General features: G+C 63.8%; 14 protein-coding genes. 8 read left to right on the top strand and 6 right to left on the bottom strand.

The features are described 5' to 3' along the window. Positions 1 to 121: 121 nt before the first annotated feature. The 3 genes from ACVI1L_RS14950 to ACVI1L_RS14940 all read right to left on the bottom strand — a co-directional run bounded on the left by ACVI1L_RS14950 (position 122) and on the right by ACVI1L_RS14940 (position 4,074). Positions 122 to 2,068 (bottom strand): glycosyltransferase, encoded by a 1,947-nt coding sequence (locus tag ACVI1L_RS14950; RefSeq protein ID WP_456783202.1) that lies wholly within the window; start codon positions 2,066 to 2,068, stop codon positions 122 to 124. Beyond that, positions 2,065 to 3,420 (bottom strand): HlyD family efflux transporter periplasmic adaptor subunit, encoded by a 1,356-nt coding sequence (locus ACVI1L_RS14945; RefSeq protein ID WP_456783201.1) that lies wholly within the window; start codon positions 3,418 to 3,420, stop codon positions 2,065 to 2,067. The genes ACVI1L_RS14950 and ACVI1L_RS14945 overlap by 4 nt, the downstream gene beginning before the upstream one ends. A 387-nt stretch (positions 3,421 to 3,807) precedes the next feature. After that, entirely contained in the window at positions 3,808 to 4,074 is a 267-nt protein-coding gene (locus tag ACVI1L_RS14940; RefSeq protein ID WP_057015418.1) for a hypothetical protein, read from the bottom strand. A gap of 368 nt (positions 4,075 to 4,442) precedes the next feature. Here ACVI1L_RS14940 and ACVI1L_RS14935 point away from each other — a divergent pair, with 368 nt between their 5' ends. From ACVI1L_RS14935 to ACVI1L_RS14920, 4 genes are all read left to right on the top strand, one after another. After that, positions 4,443 to 6,194, top strand: coding sequence for a PAS domain-containing sensor histidine kinase (locus ACVI1L_RS14935; RefSeq protein ID WP_229192240.1), 1,752 nt, complete (start codon positions 4,443 to 4,445; stop codon positions 6,192 to 6,194). Further along, a complete protein-coding gene (locus ACVI1L_RS14930) occupies positions 6,188 to 6,862 on the top strand; it encodes a response regulator transcription factor (RefSeq protein ID WP_076824640.1) in 675 nt (224 codons plus the stop codon). The genes ACVI1L_RS14935 and ACVI1L_RS14930 overlap by 7 nt, the downstream gene beginning before the upstream one ends. Positions 6,863 to 6,964: 102 nt before the next feature. Further along, positions 6,965 to 7,339, top strand: a complete 375-nt coding sequence (locus ACVI1L_RS14925; RefSeq protein WP_076824638.1) for a response regulator transcription factor — start codon at positions 6,965 to 6,967, stop codon at positions 7,337 to 7,339. Positions 7,340 to 7,681: 342 nt separating this feature from the next. Further along, positions 7,682 to 7,873: a hypothetical protein gene (locus tag ACVI1L_RS14920; RefSeq protein ID WP_456783200.1), complete on the top strand. Its 192-nt coding sequence runs from the start codon at positions 7,682 to 7,684 to the stop codon at positions 7,871 to 7,873. 236 nt (positions 7,874 to 8,109) lie between these two features. On the opposite strand, the gene ACVI1L_RS14915 is transcribed toward ACVI1L_RS14920, so the two are convergent. Next, the gene (locus ACVI1L_RS14915) at positions 8,110 to 8,634 is read right to left on the bottom strand and encodes a methylated-DNA--[protein]-cysteine S-methyltransferase (protein WP_456783199.1); all 525 of its coding nucleotides are present in this window, start codon (positions 8,632 to 8,634) and stop codon (positions 8,110 to 8,112) included. Positions 8,635 to 8,824: 190 nt separating this feature from the next. Here ACVI1L_RS14915 and ACVI1L_RS14910 point away from each other — a divergent pair, with 190 nt between their 5' ends. From ACVI1L_RS14910 to ACVI1L_RS14900, 3 genes are all read left to right on the top strand, one after another. Further along, positions 8,825 to 9,187: a DUF1304 domain-containing protein gene (locus ACVI1L_RS14910; protein ID WP_083714868.1), complete on the top strand. Its 363-nt coding sequence runs from the start codon at positions 8,825 to 8,827 to the stop codon at positions 9,185 to 9,187. A 203-nt stretch (positions 9,188 to 9,390) separates the two neighbouring features. After that, positions 9,391 to 10,611 (top strand): ABC transporter substrate-binding protein, encoded by a 1,221-nt coding sequence (locus ACVI1L_RS14905; protein WP_456783198.1) that lies wholly within the window; start codon positions 9,391 to 9,393, stop codon positions 10,609 to 10,611. Between the two features lie 380 nt (positions 10,612 to 10,991). After that, a complete protein-coding gene (locus ACVI1L_RS14900) occupies positions 10,992 to 12,218 on the top strand; it encodes an ABC transporter substrate-binding protein (RefSeq protein WP_018269220.1) in 1,227 nt (408 codons plus the stop codon). Positions 12,219 to 12,429: 211 nt separating this feature from the next. Here ACVI1L_RS14900 and ACVI1L_RS14895 read toward each other — a convergent pair whose 3' ends face one another. After that, a complete protein-coding gene (locus ACVI1L_RS14895; RefSeq protein WP_456778108.1) occupies positions 12,430 to 12,855 on the bottom strand; it encodes a DUF1330 domain-containing protein in 426 nt (141 codons plus the stop codon). 247 nt (positions 12,856 to 13,102) lie between these two features. On the opposite strand from ACVI1L_RS14895, the gene ACVI1L_RS14890 reads away from it, so the two are divergent. Further along, positions 13,103 to 15,358 (top strand): transglycosylase domain-containing protein, encoded by a 2,256-nt coding sequence (locus ACVI1L_RS14890; RefSeq protein WP_168858262.1) that lies wholly within the window; start codon positions 13,103 to 13,105, stop codon positions 15,356 to 15,358. A gap of 258 nt (positions 15,359 to 15,616) precedes the next feature. On the opposite strand, the gene ACVI1L_RS14885 is transcribed toward ACVI1L_RS14890, so the two are convergent. Then, entirely contained in the window at positions 15,617 to 16,456 is an 840-nt protein-coding gene (locus ACVI1L_RS14885) for a M48 family metallopeptidase (protein ID WP_076824634.1), read from the bottom strand. Positions 16,457 to 16,568: the final 112 nt, after the last annotated feature.

The raw sequence follows: 16,568 nt of genomic DNA, 5'->3' as shown, positions 1-16,568 counted from the left end.
GTCGATCCTTCGAGACGCGCGTTCCGCGCTCCTCCAGCGACAAAGGCGAAGCCTTTTCGCGGGGATGACGGGATCGAAAGCTGTTTCCACCGAAGGAGCGAAGCACCAATCCCGTGGCGGATCAACCGAACAGCCGCATCAGCAGGGCCTTGCCGACCGGCGCCGCGCGCACGCCGTGGAAGGCGCGGACATATTCACCGGCATAGAATGCGCGCACGACATTGACCCGCGTCGCCACCGCGTCCTCGAAGCGGACGCCGAAGCCGTCGCGGGTGCGCCGGACCACAGTCGCGGCGACGTTCTGTCCGTAGACATTGCATTTGATCAAGGAACCGATGGCGGGCGGGACGGGATCGATGAAGCGCGCACCGGAGATCGAGATGTCGGCCATCCGGATCAGCCGCATCTCGCTGTCCTGATGGATCAGGATCGGCTCGTCGCGCTCGAACCGCTCGGCCTTGCGGCGCCGCGGCTGCTCGATGCAGATGAAGCACACGATCGCGAGCACGACGCAATTGTACAGGCTCCAGGCCAGCGCCAGCCCGCCATAGGCGATGTTTTCGCCGCGCAGATGCAGGATGAAGGCGTAGGCGATCGCAAACAGCGTGATCAGCAGGGCGGCACCGTAGAGCCGCAGCAGCGGCCACTCGATGAAGCGGCGGTTGCGGTCGCCGCCCTTGGCCGTCACCTTGAATTTGTGGCCCTGCGGCCTGGCGAGGCCGGTCACGACCGCCTTCAGCACCGCGGGCGCCGCGATGTATTGCGACACGTCGGTCATGATCGCGAGCGAGCGGCCGCGCGAAATCCAGGCCATCGTGAAGGCGTGCCAGACATAGAACGGCAGGAAATATTTTAGCAGCTCGAACAGGTCGGCATGGACCGCCTTGATCCCGAACAGCAGATAAAGCCACGGCACGACCAGGCCGAACACCTTGGTGCCGTAGACCGCCGCCCAGCTCATGAAGGCGTCGACCAGCGACAGCCGGTCCATGAAGGCGAGCTTCGATTGCCGCGAGAACGGCCCGCTGCGGCCGCGGAAGATCTGCATGAAGCCGAGACACCAGCGTCCGCGCTGCGTGATGTATTCCTTCAGTCGCTCCGGCGCGAGTCCGATGGTCAGGCGCTCGTTCAGATAGACCGTGCGCAGTCCCTTCTCCTTCAGCCGCAGTGTGACGAGGTAATCCTCCGTCACCGAATCGGTCGGGAAGCCGCCGATCTGCATCAGGCCGGAGAAGCGGATCAACGATGAGGTGCCGCAGCAGAACGCCGTGTCCCAGGCATCCTTGGCCGGCATCAAAATATCGAAGAAGAAGCGCTGCTCGTCGGGCCACACATCGGTCGCCGCGAGATTGGTCTGGATCGGATCAGGGTTGATGAAGTGCTGCGGCGTCTGCACGACGCCGACGCTGCCGTCCTGCATCAGGCTCATCGCCCGGGTCAGGAAATCCGGCATCGGGACAAAATCCGCATCGAGGATCGAGATGAACTCCGGCCGCTCAGCCAGCCCGGAAACGTGCTGGAGCGCATGATTGATGTTGCCGGCCTTGGCGTGGCGGTTGTCCGGGCGGGCCAGATAGTTGCAGCCGAGCTCCTGGGCGAGCCGGCGCAGCCAGAGCCGCCGCCCGTCGTCGAGCACCCAGACGCGGTAGTTCGGATAGTTCAGCCCGGTCGCGCCGATGATGGTGCGCTCCAGGATCGCTTTCTCCTCGTTGTAGGTGCAGATGAAGACGTCGACGAGCGGCGCGTTTGCGGGCAACCTCGATCGGCGCAGGATCGCATTGACCTCAGGCGAACGGTCGATCGTGCGGCTGAGGAACAGTAGCGACAGGCACACCGCGATCATCGAGGCCGCCTCGGCCAGCATGAAGGGATAGCCGACCAGCGCGTCGGCGGTGAGGCCCGGAGGCGGCAGGGTGTGGGTCACCCGCCACGCGAAATAGTGGACCAGCAGGACGAACGACATGCCGGTCATCATGACGCGGGCCAGGGTCTGCTCGCGGCGGAGCAGGGGCAGGATGGCAAGGCAGGCGCCGAAGGCGACCAGCCCGGGCGCAAATGCCGCCATCATGACTTTGCCAGGTCCGCGTTGAACACCACGCGCCCGGTGCGGCCGACCGCGCAATCCTTGCCCGTGGTATCGAGCGCCGGCATCGAGACCGTGACCCGATAGGGTTCCTTGTTCAGCGCATCCGGATTGATCGCAAGGTTCGCGGGCGCGCCCGACGCGCCGGTGAGATTGACGATCTCGCCCTGCAGCGCGGCGCTGCCGTCATTCGGCTCGAAGCTCGCCTGCTCGCCGAGTTTCAGTCCGTTGTAGACGCTCTCGGTGACGTTCGCCGTGACCACCGCGCCGCTGCAATCGAGCAGCTTGAGCAAGGGCTGCCCGGCCCTGACGTCCTCGCCGGGCGACGTCATCATCTCCCAGATGCGCCCGCCGACCGGCGCCTTGATGTCGGCTTCCGCCCGGTTGACGTAGTGCAGCTGCTCGGCTGCGATCTCGTGGGTCAGCCAGTCGATCTCGGCGTCGGCATGCGCCAGATCGGCGCGCAGATCGCTCACGCGCTGGCGCATCTCCTCTTCGCGCTGCACGGAGCTCGGCCGGTCATTGTAGCTGTCGCCGAGATAAGTGCCATTCCTTGCCGCGGTGAGCTCGACCTTGGCGGCGTCGAGACGCCGTCGAGCGCCGATTTCGGTCTGCTGCGAGATCGCCTGCTCGCGCGTCAGGCGGGCCATTTCGACCGTCGACACGCTGCCCGACTTGATCAGCGACGACGCCCGCTCGACGGCGGCCACGGCCTCCTCCCGCCGTGCGGCGGCGGCCTCGATCGCGGTCTGGATTTCGGCGATCCGGGCCTCGAGCTGAAGGATGCGGCCGTCACGGAACTGGCCGGCCTGGCGGGCAAGATCCTGTTGCGCCGTCTCGGCGGCCGCAAGCTTGGCGGCCAGACTCGGGCGCTCATTTTCCAACCGCGACATCTGTCGCCGGAGATCATCGAGCCGGGCGCGATCGCCGCGTGCGTTAACGACGTGAAGGATCGCATCGCCCTCGTGAACCACGCTGAGCTGCGTGGATTTCTGCGGCTTCGCGCTCACGGTGCCGTCGATCGGTGAGCGCAAGGTCACGATCCTGGCGTTGACCACGGCCTCCACGCTCGAGGTCTGCAACACAGCCCTGAGCGGCAGCCATCCGAAGACGGTGACGATGGCAAGGCCAATGCCGACCTTGAGCAGGCGGCGAACCATCCGGCCTGAGCCTGCGGGCGCTTCGGGATGGGGAGCGCTATCGCTGGCCGGCTCGTCATGCTCCGGCTGCAGCCGTTCCTGCAGATCGCGCTGCAATCCCCGTGCGCCGTCGGCCTCATTCCTGGTGACGGAATTATTGTCTTCGGGAAGCGGCTTGTGCTGCTGTGCCTGATTCATAATGACCGGCCCCTGATCTGTCAGTGCGCGAACCAACGCACAGCTCTGCAGAGCGATGCCGTTGCCGGACAGATCCAATAATCAGGTGCTTCAAAAGCGGCTAAAGCGAACCGGGCATCTTTCGAAAAAATTGCTGCAATTTGCCGCCGTCGGGAGCCTGGCGCGCGAGCCGCGCCGTCGACCTGCTCCGCCCATCATTGCGGTGCGCCATTGCGCAGCCGAGGGCGTCTGCAGAACTGAGCCCGGAATCCATCAGGGCCGGGGCTAGGCGGGGAATGGATTCCGGGCTCTCACGGAGGCTGTGATCGGACCCGTCTTGCGCGACCCAGGCGTGAGCAGCCAGCGCTTCGGTCCCGGCAGCCTGCCGGACTTGGAATTCAGGGCCGGCTACCGCCCTGAGTCTGGCGCGTCGAATTGCGGCTGCAGCGCCGCCAGGCTCGCTCCCAGCAAGGCCAGGTAGCTGGCCTGACAGACCACCACGCCCAGATCGAATGCGTCCAGCAGATCGATCCACGGGTTGTCGGTCAGCGTGCTTGCTGTTTGCCTGCCACCAACGATAACGGAAGGCTGGAAGCTGCGATCGCGTCTCTGAGGCCTTGCCTCGTGGTCGACGTCGTCGGAGCAAACGATCAGATGCAGGCGCGCGCTGGGCATTTCAATCTCCGTCACTGATTGGCGATTGCTGAACCCCGGAAATCTCTGCCGTCGTCGAGTTACCCAATAAGCGTAGTCACCGGGATGGAACGGGCCATTGAACGGAGGTTGATCCGACCGTTACATTCGGTGGGGACGACTCATACTTGAGTTTAGGTCGCAACCTGGACCTGAGCGCGCTCAACGGCTTCGCTTTCTGCGCGATCCCACGGGGGTGGACCGCCAAAAAGGCCGGCGTCATCCCGCCCGGGCGGCAAGAAAGCTGCTAATATACAGTCTATTGGGAGGGCGACGTTGTCGCCGCTGATGGTAGCAGTCACCTAGCGACGCAGCGCGGCCCATGATGATGGCCAAGTGCTGGGCTGCCGATGATCCGCGACCCGACCACGAAGTCCTGGTCGGCCGAGCAATGGCTGCTCGGCGGCATGGTGCTGGCCTTGGCGGCAACCTGCATCGGGCTGTTGCTAGGTTCGCAGCCGGCAGCTTCCGCCCATCTGGTTGCCCTGGCGCTGCTCGTCGCGTCGCTGACCGCCGCATTGCTGATGATCCGCCTGGTGGGCCGTTCGCAAAGGCGGATGGAAGCCATGTTGCGCGGCCGAGCCAGCAGCGAGGAGCGCGCGATGGAGGCGCTGCGCAACAGCGAAGCGCAATGGAAGGAGGTATTCGAGCACAACCCGGTCATGTACTTCATGGTCGACGCAACGGGGCTCGTGCTGTCGGTCAACACGTTCGGCGCGGCGCAGCTCGGCTACACCGTCGACGAACTGCTTGGACAATCGGTGCTGCGGGTCTTTGCCGCCGAAGACCGGGACATGGTCCAGCGCAACGTCGCGGCATGCCTCGACAACATCGGCCAGACCCACAATTGGGAAATCCGGAAGGTCCGCAAGGACGGTTCACGGATTTGGGTTCGTGAAAACGCCAAGGCGGTGCGGCGGCTGGGCGATCAGCTGATCGTGCTGATCGCATGCGAGGACATCACCGAGCGCAAGCACGCCGAAAATGCGCTGCAGCAGAGTGAAATGTACTTGACCGAAGCCCAGCGATTGAGCCACACCGGCAGCTTCGGCTGGCACGTCGCCAGCGGCGAGATCATCTGGTCGGAAGAGACGTTCAGGATCTTCGAATTCGACAGAGCTCCTTCCATCACACATGCCACGGTCCTGCAGCGCGTCCATCCGGACGATCGCGCCCGCGTGCAACGGACCATCGACCGCGCCTCGCTCGACGGCAAGGACTTCGAGCACGGCTACCGATTGCTGATGCCCAATGGGGCGATCAAATTTGTTCACGCCAGGGCGCATGCGGTGACGAATCTTTCGGGCGACACCGAATTCATCGGAGCGGTCACCGACGTGACCGCCCGCAAGCGAGCCGAGGCGGAGTTGCACGAAGCGCAGACCAACCTCGCACACGTCACGCGCGTGACGGCGCTCGGCGAGCTCGCCGCATCGATCGCCCATGAAGTGAACCAGCCGCTTGCCGCCGTGGTCACCAATGCCGCGGCATGCCTGCGGTGGCTCAACCGGGCGGCCCCCGATCTGAACGAAGCTCGCGGCGCGGTCAGGTCGATCATCAGCGACGGCAACCGGGCGGGCGAGGTCATCCAGCGCGTCCGCGCGATGGTGAACAAGACGACCGATCAGAAGGCGCCACTCGACGTCAATGAAGTCATCAACCAGGTGATCATCCTGGTGCAGCATGAACTGCAGCGCCACCATGTATCCTTGCAGCTCGACCTCGCTCCCGCGCTCCCGTCTGTCGTTGCCGACCGTATCCAGCTGCAGCAGGTCATCCTCAACCTGGTCCTCAACGGCATCGAGGCCATGCAGCCGGTCACGGACCGGCCGCGGGAACTGGTGATCCGGACGCGACATGACGAGGTCGGGCAGATCGTGGTCACGGTCACCGACTGCGGCGTCGGAATCGCGACCGAGAATGCCGAACGGCTGTTCGACGCCTTCTACACCACCAAGGCCAGCGGCATGGGAATGGGGCTGTCGATCTGCCGATCGATCGTCGAAGCCCACCGAGGCCGCCTGTCCGTGACCGGAAATAGCGGCCCCGGCGCGACATTCCAGTTCACCTTGCCACTGCACGAAGAGGATCATGCATGGTGACCGGGCGCGCGGCATCGCCTTCTGGTCTGGCAAACGCCGAGGATCCCATCGTCTTCGTCGTCGACGACGACGCATCCGTGCGGGACGCGCTGAGCAATCTGTTCCGGTCGGTCGGCTTGCGGACCGCAGCATTCGGCTCGGCCCATGAATTTCTGCAGCGCAAGCCCCCGGATGTCCCGAGCTGCCTGATCCTCGACATCCGGCTGCCCCGGCTCAGCGGCCTCGACTTTCAGGGGGAGCTGGCGAAGGCGGGCATCGATATTCCGATCATCTTCATGACCGGCCACGGCGATATCCCGATGACGGTCAGGGCCATGAAGGCCGGCGCTGTGGACTTCCTGACCAAGCCATTCCGCGATCAGGACATGCTGGATGCCGTCACGACGGCGATCGAGCGCGACAGGAGTCGTCGCGATGAGGCCAAGGTTCTTGCCAACCTGCGCGCCGCCTTCGCGACCCTGACGCCGCGTGAACGCCAGGTGATGACGCTCGTCACGGCGGGGTTGATGAACAAGCAGGTCGCCGCCGAAATCGGTGTGGCCGAGATCACAGTGAAGATACACCGCGGGCACATCATGCGGAAAATGGCGGCAAAGTCGTTACCCGATCTGGTCAGGATGGCACAGATGCTCCAGATCGGACCGGCAGCCGGCGGGGCGCAAACCTAAGTATGATTCTCCGGCCCCGATTGGCGACGCACTGTGGTCCCCACATGATGCACACGCCAGAGGCCCTTCCGGCCCGGGATAACCTCCTTGCCCAACCCGCCAGTGATATCAATCATCGACGATGACATGTCGGTTCGCACCGCGACCGACAATCTCGTCAGGTCGCTAGGCTACGCGGTCGAGACCTACGCGTCGGCCGAGGAATTTTTGCACTCGCCCCGCCTGAATGACACATCCTGTGTGATCGCGGATGTCAGGATGCCGGCCATGAGCGGGCTCGACCTGCAGAGCCACCTCATTGCCAGCGGACACCGCTTTCCGTTCATTTTCGTCACGGCGTTCTCGGTCGAAAGCGATCGCGTCCGGGCGCTGAAGGCTGGAGCGATCTGCTTTCTGAGCAAGCCCTGCGACGGGGACGTGCTGATCAAATGCCTCGATACCGCCCTCAGGCAGCACAGCGCGGCGCCGGGTGCGTGAGTTGGATCAGCCGTCACCAGGCCGGCTATACGCAAGGATGATGCCACAAAACATCTGGACAAGTTGCGCATGGACGGCGGCGGCGCGAGATTTCGCATCGTCGTCCTTCGGGAAGATCGACGGCGAGGACAGCACCAGACATTTTGATTGGCAAATGGCAATTCCTCGGAGGGAGGTCGCCATGCGTGCGGAACCGCGCTGCGCCCAGTGTGACAGCGAAGAGCCCAAGATCATCTGTTTGCGAAATCCGGCGGGCGAACGCTACTGCGGACGCCTCTGCCTCTACAAAGGCCAGGAGGACTTCATCCGCTGGCTTTGGCGCGCGAATGCGGAGGTAGCGTCATGACAGCTCGTTGCGGAAATCCGGCCTGCAAGCGGCCTTTCGGGCTGATCCGGCATAATTGGTATTTTGAGCAGTTTTGCTCGACGAAGTGCCGCGAGATCCAGAAGCGGCAGCTGGAGCGCAACAAGACCTATTGGAAGTGGCTGTATCCCTTCCCCAGAACCGGCGCCCCATCGAAAAAGCCGATCTGACGACGTTGGCCAACAACGCTCAAGGGAGTCTCACATGACAACGGTCGACGCGATGCTGGTGGGAGCGATACTCGCGTGGGTGCCTTCGCTCATTGTGTTCCTCTATATCGTGCGCGATCTGCGCAACATGCCCCGCGAAGATCTCGACTGATCGCCGCACCGGCGGCCGAAGCGGATTGCTGGATCGTTATCTTGACGCGCTTCTTCACGCGAACCGGTTCCCGCTCGAAATCACTCTAGACCTCCACGCCCTCGTGGCGCAGCAGCCAGCGCTTGCGCTCCAGCCCGCCGCCATATTTGACCAGTGAGCCGTTGGCGCCGATCAGGCGATGACATGGCACGACGACGCTGATCGGGTTGGAGCCGTTGGCATGGCCGACCGCGCGCATCGCATTCGGCGCGTTCAGTTTCGCCGCCAGTGCGCCGTAGCTCATGGTGGTGCCGTGCGGAATGTTCGGCAGCGCGTGCCAGACCTTCTGCTGGAACGGCGTGCCGGCGACGCGCCATTCGACATCGGTGAGACGATCGAGATCGCCCTTGAAGTAATCGCCGAGCGCCTTGCGCATCGCAGCCGGCGCGTGGCCGTCCCGCAGCGTCACGGCGCCATAATGCAGCCGCAGCAGGTCGAGCATGCGCCCTTCATAATCGTCCCAGTCGAGCACGCGCAGCACGCCGTCATCATCGGTCACCAGCAGCGCGGTGCCGATCGGGGTCTTGAGGCGGTCGAGCTTGAAGGTCTGTGGAGTCCTGCGGTCGGCCATTGTCATATCTCGGGCAAGCAGATCGGCCGGCATACAATTCACCGCCCGCATGCTAGCGTCCACCCGAATTCTGGGTAGAGCGATTTTCGAGCGAAGCGGAGACCGGTTCGCGTGAAGAAAACGCGCCAAAACAAGAATCTTGAGCTTCGATTCTGATTCAATCAGAACCGAAGCTTTGGGGGGCCGCAATATGTTGTTGCTTGGCAATGTTCTGGTCGCGGTGGTGGCCATGCTGCACGTCTATTTCCTTGTGCTCGAGATGTTTCTCTGGACCAAGCCGCTCGGGCTGAAGACGTTTCGCAACTCGATCGAGAAGGCAAACGATTCCGCGGTGCTCGCCGCCAATCAGGGGCTCTATAACGGCTTCCTCGCCGCCGGACTGATCTGGGGCCTCGTACATGGCAATCCGGCCTTCGCGTTCCAGATCAAGACATTCTTCCTGCTCTGCGTGATCGTCGCCGGTGCCTATGGCGCCGCCACCGTCAGCCGCCGCATTCTTTATGTGCAGGCGGCTCCCGCTGCGTTGGCGCTGATCCAGCTCTGGCTGGCCTAAAGCGCGGGCGCGCTTTTGTTTTCTTGAGCATGATCCGCTCGGAAACCGCTTCACAGTTTTCCGGATCATGCTCAAACGCGACATCGCGCGCAGGGTGCATCGTCTTGCAATGGCCCAGCCGTTCCTCCATCATCCCGTGCAACGGTGACATCCGCCGGCCTGAGCTTGCGGACAAGATCACCGGCAACAGGGAGGTCACGGACATGAGAAGCGTGCAATTGCTCGCTGCGACGGCGCTTGCGATCGCGTTGTCGGTTACATCGGCCACCGCGCAGAAGAAATACGACATCGGCGCGACCGACACCGAGATCAAGATCGGCCAGACCGTGCCGTTCTCCGGCCCCGCATCCGCCTATGCCGGCATCGGCAAGACCCAGGCGGCCTACATGAAGATGATCAACGATCAGGGCGGCATCAACGGCCGCAAGCTGAACCTGATCCAGTATGACGACGCTTATTCGCCGCCGAAAGCGGTCGAGCAGGTGCGCAAGCTTGTCGAGGGCGACGAGGTGCTGTTCACGTTCCAGATCATCGGCACGCCGTCAAATGCCGCCGTGCAGAAATATCTGAATGCCAGGAAGGTGCCGCAGCTGCTCGCCTCCACCGGCGCCTCGCGCTTCTCCGACCCGCAGAACGCGCCGTGGACGATCGCGTTCAACCCGAACTACCAGTCCGAGGGACGCATCTACGCCAAATACATCCTGGCCAATCACCCCAACGCCAAGATCGGCATCTTCTACCAGAACGACGATCTCGGCCGCGACTACATCACCGGCCTGAAGAGCGGGCTCGGCGACAAGGCCGCCAGCATGATCGTCACCGAGGTGTCCTACGAGCTGACCGACCCGACGGTCGATTCCCAGATCGTGAAGCTGAAGGCCGCCGGGGTCGATTTGGTCTATGACGCCTCGACACCAAAATTCGCCGCGCAGGCGATCCGCAAGGTCGCCGATCTCAACTGGAACCCGGTGCACATCCTCGACATCAATGCGAGCCCGGTGTCGGCGACGCTGAAGCCGGCCGGTCTCGACATCTCCAAGGGCATCATCTCGACCAATTACGGCAAGGACCCCGCCGACCCGCAATGGAAGGACGATCCCGGCGTGAAGGCCTATTTCGCCTTCATGGACAAGTATTATCCGGAAGGCGACAAGCTCAACACCGTCAACACCTACGGCTACTCGACTGCCGAGCTCCTGATCCAGGTGCTCAAGCAGTGCGGCGACGACCTCACCCGCGAGAACCTGATGAAGCAGGTGACCAGCCTGAAGAAGTTCGTGCCGAGCCTCGCGCTGCCGGGCATGTCGATCACGACGGGACCGAACGACTACCGCATCAACAAGCAGATGCAGATGATGAAGTTCAACGGCGAGCGCTGGGAGCTGTTCGGCCCGATCATCGAGGACACCGGACCGGCGGGCTAGCCGCGGTCGGGACGAGACTCCACTCCCTCTCCCCGTTCTTACGGGGAGAGGGTCGGGGTGAGGGGCTGCTTCCGCGCACCGCTGCATTAGCTGCGCCCGCGGAGACTCCCCCTCACCCGCATCGCATCTTCGATGCGATGCGACCTCTCCCCGCAGGCGGGGCGAGGTAAAGCGGGCCCCAACCTTCGCGCCGCTCCACCCACCTTTTCGCAACGCCCCCTACTTTGGTTGACTGAAATCGCTCACCTTTTCGGCAGCGCTCGTCTTGCGTTGCAATAACGGTTCCTCCAGTATCCCGGCCCAGCGATGGCGACCGCGGGACCTTGAACCCGCGGACAAGATCATCGGCCAACCATCAGTCACGTGAGGGAAACAGCATTATGAGGAACGGGATTTTTCACCTGGTCACGGGAACGGCGCTCGCGATCGCGCTGTCGGCAACGTCGGCCTTTGCGCAGAAGAAGTACGATCCCGGCGCGAGCGACACCGAGATCAAGATCGGCCAGACCGTCCCCTTCTCCGGACCGGCCTCTGCCTATGCCTCGATCGGCAAGACCCAGGCGGCCTACTTCAAGATGATCAACGATCAGGGCGGCATCAACGGCCGCAAGATCAACCTGATCCAGTATGACGACGCGTATTCGCCGCCCAAGGCCGTCGAGCAGGTTCGCAAGCTCGTCGAGAGCGACGAGGTGCTCTTGACCTTCCAGATCGTCGGCACGCCGTCGAACGCCGCCGTGCAGAAATATCTCAACGCCAAGAAGGTGCCGCAGCTGTTTGCCGCGACCGGCGCCTCGAAGTTCACCGACCCGAAGAACTTCCCCTGGACGCTCGGCTTCAACCCGAACTACTTCGTCGAAGGGCGCATCTACGGCCAGTACATCCTGAAGGAGCATCCCAACGCCAAGATCGGCGTGCTCTATCAGAACGACGACCTCGGCAAGGATTATCTGAACGGCATCAAGGCCGGCCTCGGCGACAAGGCCGCCAAGATGATCGTGGCCGAAGCCTCCTACGAGGTCTCCGACCCGACCATCGATTCCCAGGTGATCAAGATCAAGGACGCCGGCGCCGACCTGTTCTTCTCGGCCTCGACGCCGAAGCAGGCGGCGCAGGCGATCAAGAAGATCGCCGAGCTCGGCTGGCACCCTATCCACATCGTCGACATCAACGCGACATCGGTCGGCGCCGTGCTGCAGCCGGCCGGCCTGGAAGCCTCCAAGGGTCTGATCAGCACCAATTACGGCAAGGATCCGGCCGATCCGCAGTGGAAGGACGATCCGGGCATGAAGCGCTATTTCGACTTCATGGCCAAGTACTATCCCGACGGCGACAAGAACTCGAACTTCAACACCTATGGCTACTCGACCGCCCAGTTGATGGTGCATGTGCTGAAGCAGTGCGGCGACGACCTGACCCGCGACAACGTGCTGAAGCAGGCGACCAACCTGAAGAATGTCGAGCTCGACATGGCGCTGCCCGGCATCAAGGGCAACACCGCGCCGAACGACTATCGCGTCAACAAGCAGCTGCAGATGATGCGCTTCAACGGCGAGCGCTGGGAGCTGTTCGGCCCGATCCTCGAGGACGCCGGCCCGGCCGGCTAGTCGGTTCGCGCAGGTTTGAAATGCAATCGGCGGCCTCCAGGCCGCCGATTTGTTTGCGGGGATGTCCTATCACCGTCACCCTGGGGAGCGCGAGGCGCGTCTCGAAGGGTCGACGGCCACCAGCGGGGCCGTGCATGCTTCGAGGCTCGCTCCGCTCGCACCTCAGCATGACGGGGATGGAGATCGCCGCGACCCATCGATTTTTACGCGCCTACTTCGGAATCTCGCCGAAATTCTTCCCCACCGGCAGCACGGCATGGCGGATCAGGCGGGAATCGTCCACCGCGGCCTGGCGGTGCTTCACCGCCTCGCGATAGACCGGATCGCGGATCATCTCGACGAAGGCAGCGACGCTTGGATATTCCGCGATGAAGCAGTGATCCCAGCGCTCCTCCTGCGGTCCGATCAGCATCAGCTCGAAGCGGCCTTGCCAGACGATGCGGCCGCCGAGCCGTTCGAACACCGGCCCGCTCTCGCGGCCGTAGGCCGCATAAGCCTCCGCGCCGGTGGCCTTGCGGCCGTCGGGATAGGCGGCCCATTCGCGCAGGCGCACCAGGTTGAGCATGTGGATCGGGCCCGGCCGGTTGTCGTCCCGGAACTGCGCGAAAACGTCCTTGGTCGGATCGATATGGCCCATGCGGTGCTCCTTCGTTTCTTGTTCCCTAGCGCGATCGCTCGATCGCGCTCTTCCATCCTGTTTGAGCATGATCTCCGCGCAAACGCTCCGCGTTTGTCGCGAGGGAAAACCGGTGCCCACTTTTCCTGATCATGCTCCTTATGTAGCACGCGCTGCCTCACCTCCTAATCCCCCGTTAAGCTTTGCGTAACCGCCCCTTAAACCGGGAACGCTAGCGTGCGTCCCTGTCAGGGTGTGAGCGTTGCGGATGGCGTGGGGACGGAAAAAAGGCGGTGCGCGCAAGGAGCCGCTGTTCGGGCTTCCGGCCGCGCTTGCCGACCTTCGGCTGTCGCCGTCCGATCGCATTCCCGGCGGCGGCGACGACAAGCCCGCCAAATCCAAACCCAAGAGCAGCGACAAGAGCAGCGATTCCGGTAGCGAGAAACCGCGCCCGTCGCGCAGCGGCAGCAAGCGGCGCAGCAAGTCGCGGGGCTTTGGCATCGGCCGCCTGTTCTATTGGACCGCGGTGCTCGGCCTGTGGGCCGGCATTGCGGTGATCGGTGTCGTGGTGTGGGTCGGCGCGCATCTGCCGCCGATCCAGTCGCTGGAGATTCCCAAGCGTCCGCCGACGATCCAGATCGTCGGCATCGACGGCAGCGTGCTGGCGCAGCGCGGCGAAATGGCCGGCGCCAATATCGCGTTGAAGGATCTGCCGCCCTATCTGCCGAAGGCCTTCATCGCGATCGAGGACCGCCGCTTCTATTCGCATTACGGCGTCGACCCGGTTGGCATCCTGCGCGCGGCGGTGACCAACCTCCTGCACCGCGGCGTCTCGCAGGGCGGCTCGACGCTGACCCAGCAGCTCGCCAAGAACCTCTTCCTGACCCAGGAGCGCACCATGCAGCGCAAGCTGCAGGAAGCCGAGCTCGCGCTCTGGCTGGAGCGCAAGCATTCCAAGAACGAGATCCTCGAGCTCTACCTCAACCGGGTCTATTTTGGGTCCGGCGCCTATGGCGTCGAGGCCGCCGCGCAGCGCTATTTCGGCAAGTCGGCGAAGAACGTGACGCTGCCGGAAGCCGCGATGCTGGCCGGCCTCGTCAAGTCGCCGTCGCGGCTGGCGCCAAACCGCAACCCTGAAGGCGCCGAGCAGCGCGCGCAGGTCGTGCTGGCGGCGATGGCCGACGCCAAGTTCATCACCGAGGCGCAGGCCAAGGCCTCGATCGGCCAGCCCTCGATTGCGGTGAAGCCGGCCGGCGCCGGCACCGTGAACTATGTCGCCGACTGGATCGGCGAAGTGCTCGACGATCTGGTCGGCCAGATCGACCAGGACATCGTGGTGCAGACCACGATCGATCCGAAGCTGCAGAACGTCGCCGAAGCCGCCATCATCGATGAGCTCGCCGCCAAGAGCGTGAAGTTCAATGTCAGCCAGGGCGCGCTGGTGGCGATGACGCCGGACGGCGCGGTGCGCGCCATGGTCGGCGGCCGGAACTACTCGGAGAGCCAGTACAATCGCGCGGTCACCGCGAAGCGGCAGCCGGGCTCGGCGTTCAAGCCGTTCGTCTATCTCACCGCGGTCGAAGCAGGACTGACACCGGACACCATCCGCACCGACGCGCCGCTCGACATCAAGGGCTGGAAGCCGGAGAACTACACCCACGAATATTTCGGCTCGGTGACATTGACCCAGGCGCTGGCAATGTCGCTGAACACGGTCGCGGTGCGGCTCGGCGTCGAGGTCGGCGCCAAGAATGTGGTGCGCACCGCGCACCGGCTCGGCATCTCCTCCAAGCTCGAGCCCAACGTCTCGATCGCGCTCGGCACCTCGGAAGTCTCGGTGATCGAGCTGGTCGGCGCCTATGCGCCGTTCGCCAATGGCGGCTACGTGGTGTCGCCGCATGTGGTGACCAAGATCAAGACCAGTTCGGGCAAGCTGCTCTATGACCGTCCGACCGATCCGCCCAACCAGGTGATCGAGCCGCGCTATGATTCGATGATGAATAGCATGATGCGCGAGACGCTGATCTCGGGCACCGCGCGCAAGGCGGAGATCCCGGGCTGGACAGCCGCCGGCAAGACCGGCACCAGCCAGGATTATCGCGACGCCTGGTTCATCGGCTACACCGCCAAGCTCGTCACCGGCGTCTGGCTCGGCAATGACGACAATTCACCGACCAAGAAGGCGACCGGCGGCGGCTTGCCGGTCGAAGTGTGGACCCGCTTCATGAAGGCGGCGCATCAGGGCGTGCCGGTCGCGGCGATCCCGAACTCGCAAGGCAGCTGGGGGCCGGCGAACCTGATGCAGATCTCGTCACAGGTCACCGCGCCGTCAGCGCCGGCGGGACCGATGCAGATTCAGCCACCGATGCAGGCATCGCAACCGCCCGCGCCGGTACCATCCGGCGGTTACTATCGCCCGCCACCGCCGACGCCGGCCCGCGCCTCGGCGCCACCCAACCCGAACGCGCGGCCCGAGGCTGCGGCTGGACTGGACGGCTGGCTGGCGGATCGGTTGTTTCGGTAGAAGTCGGTAGGCGGACGGATCGCGTTGCTCCGTAGCCCTGATGAAGCGAAGCGTAATCCGGGACCAGTCACGCCATCGATGAAAGCTGCCCCGGATTACGCTTACGCTCCATCTGGGCTACGCACTCAAGCCGTCATCCCCCGCGAAGGCGGGGGATTCAGTACGCCTCAGCCCTGGATTGAAGACAAACGCCTCTGGAATACTGCATCGCCCGCTTTCGCGGGCGATGACAGCAACGTTCGGGGCGAACAGCGCGCCCTACTCCTGGATCCCGTAGCGGTGCAGGTCGTTGCCGTAGGTGTCGAGCCAGTTCTTGGCGCGCGTTACCGACGCGCAGACCTTGTCGACCACCCGCCAGAACCGCGCCGAGTGGTTCATCTCGACGAGATGGGCGACCTCATGCGCGGCGAGGTAATCGAGCACGAAGGGCGGCGCCAGGATCAGCCGCCATGAGAACGACAGCGAACCCGCCGAAGTACACGAGCCCCAGCGGCTGGACTGATCGCGGATCGAGATCCGGCGTACCCGCACGCCGAGTTCCGCGGCGTGAAGCTGCGCCGCCTTCTGCAGGTCCTTGCGCGCCTCGCGCTTGAGGAAGTCGTGCACGCGGCGATCCATGTACTCGACGCCGCCGGCGACGCAAATGATCCTCTCGCCGCTGTCGCGCGTCTCGGTCCACACCGTGCCGCGCTCGCCCGAGCGGTGCACCAGGCGATGCGGCACGCCGCGCAACGGCACCACGGTGCCGGGCTGGAACGGCGCGGCCTTCGGCAAGCGGCCAAGACGGGCGGCGATCCAGCCGCCATGGAGATTGGCGAACTCCTTGGCTTCCGGAATCGTGCCGCGCGGCGGCATCGTCAGGATCGCTTCACGATCGGTTGGATGTATCCTGAGTGTGTAGCGGCGCGCGCGCCTATGCCGGCGCAACCTGACGGTGAAGAACTGGGAGCCGTGTCTGACCAATACGGTCGCGGGTTCGGCAGGCCGCCGATAGAGGAGCGCGCGAGTAGCCATTTCTGAGAGTCCGGGGAGCAGGAGTTCGCCCGAACTTTGCCATATCCGCCGCCAGGGAAAGCGCTCGGCGCAAAAACAAATCATTTGCCCAATATACAGGGGCTGGACGTTAATTGACCTCTACAGGCAGGGGCTGGAACCGGAATTTTTCCGATGAATCAAGATTACGAAAAAGGCCCAAAGAATGAAATTACAT

Source organism: Bradyrhizobium sp. USDA 4516 (assembly GCF_054055915.1).
The sequence above is the reverse complement of the archived record's forward strand: the minus strand, read 5'-3'. Positions and strand labels throughout refer to the sequence as shown.

Bases quoted from the DNA above. Each gene is read 5' to 3' on its own strand.
- ACVI1L_RS14885 (WP_076824634.1), bottom strand. From the start codon at position 16,456: ATGATTTGTTTTTGCGCCGAGCGCTTTCCCTGGCGGCGGATATGGCAA.
- ACVI1L_RS14920 (WP_456783200.1), top strand. From the start codon at position 7,682: ATGACAGCTCGTTGCGGAAATCCGGCCTGCAAGCGGCCTTTCGGGCTG.
- ACVI1L_RS14935 (WP_229192240.1), top strand. From the start codon at position 4,443: ATGATCCGCGACCCGACCACGAAGTCCTGGTCGGCCGAGCAATGGCTG.
- ACVI1L_RS14910 (WP_083714868.1), top strand. From the start codon at position 8,825: ATGTTGTTGCTTGGCAATGTTCTGGTCGCGGTGGTGGCCATGCTGCAC.
- ACVI1L_RS14900 (WP_018269220.1), top strand. From the start codon at position 10,992: ATGAGGAACGGGATTTTTCACCTGGTCACGGGAACGGCGCTCGCGATC.
- ACVI1L_RS14930 (WP_076824640.1), top strand. From the start codon at position 6,188: ATGGTGACCGGGCGCGCGGCATCGCCTTCTGGTCTGGCAAACGCCGAG.
- ACVI1L_RS14905 (WP_456783198.1), top strand. From the start codon at position 9,391: ATGAGAAGCGTGCAATTGCTCGCTGCGACGGCGCTTGCGATCGCGTTG.
- ACVI1L_RS14890 (WP_168858262.1), top strand. From the start codon at position 13,103: ATGGCGTGGGGACGGAAAAAAGGCGGTGCGCGCAAGGAGCCGCTGTTC.
- ACVI1L_RS14940 (WP_057015418.1), bottom strand. From the start codon at position 4,074: ATGCCCAGCGCGCGCCTGCATCTGATCGTTTGCTCCGACGACGTCGAC.
- ACVI1L_RS14945 (WP_456783201.1), bottom strand. From the start codon at position 3,420: ATGAATCAGGCACAGCAGCACAAGCCGCTTCCCGAAGACAATAATTCC.
- ACVI1L_RS14895 (WP_456778108.1), bottom strand. From the start codon at position 12,855: ATGGGCCATATCGATCCGACCAAGGACGTTTTCGCGCAGTTCCGGGAC.
- ACVI1L_RS14915 (WP_456783199.1), bottom strand. From the start codon at position 8,634: ATGGCCGACCGCAGGACTCCACAGACCTTCAAGCTCGACCGCCTCAAG.
- ACVI1L_RS14950 (WP_456783202.1), bottom strand. From the start codon at position 2,068: ATGATGGCGGCATTTGCGCCCGGGCTGGTCGCCTTCGGCGCCTGCCTT.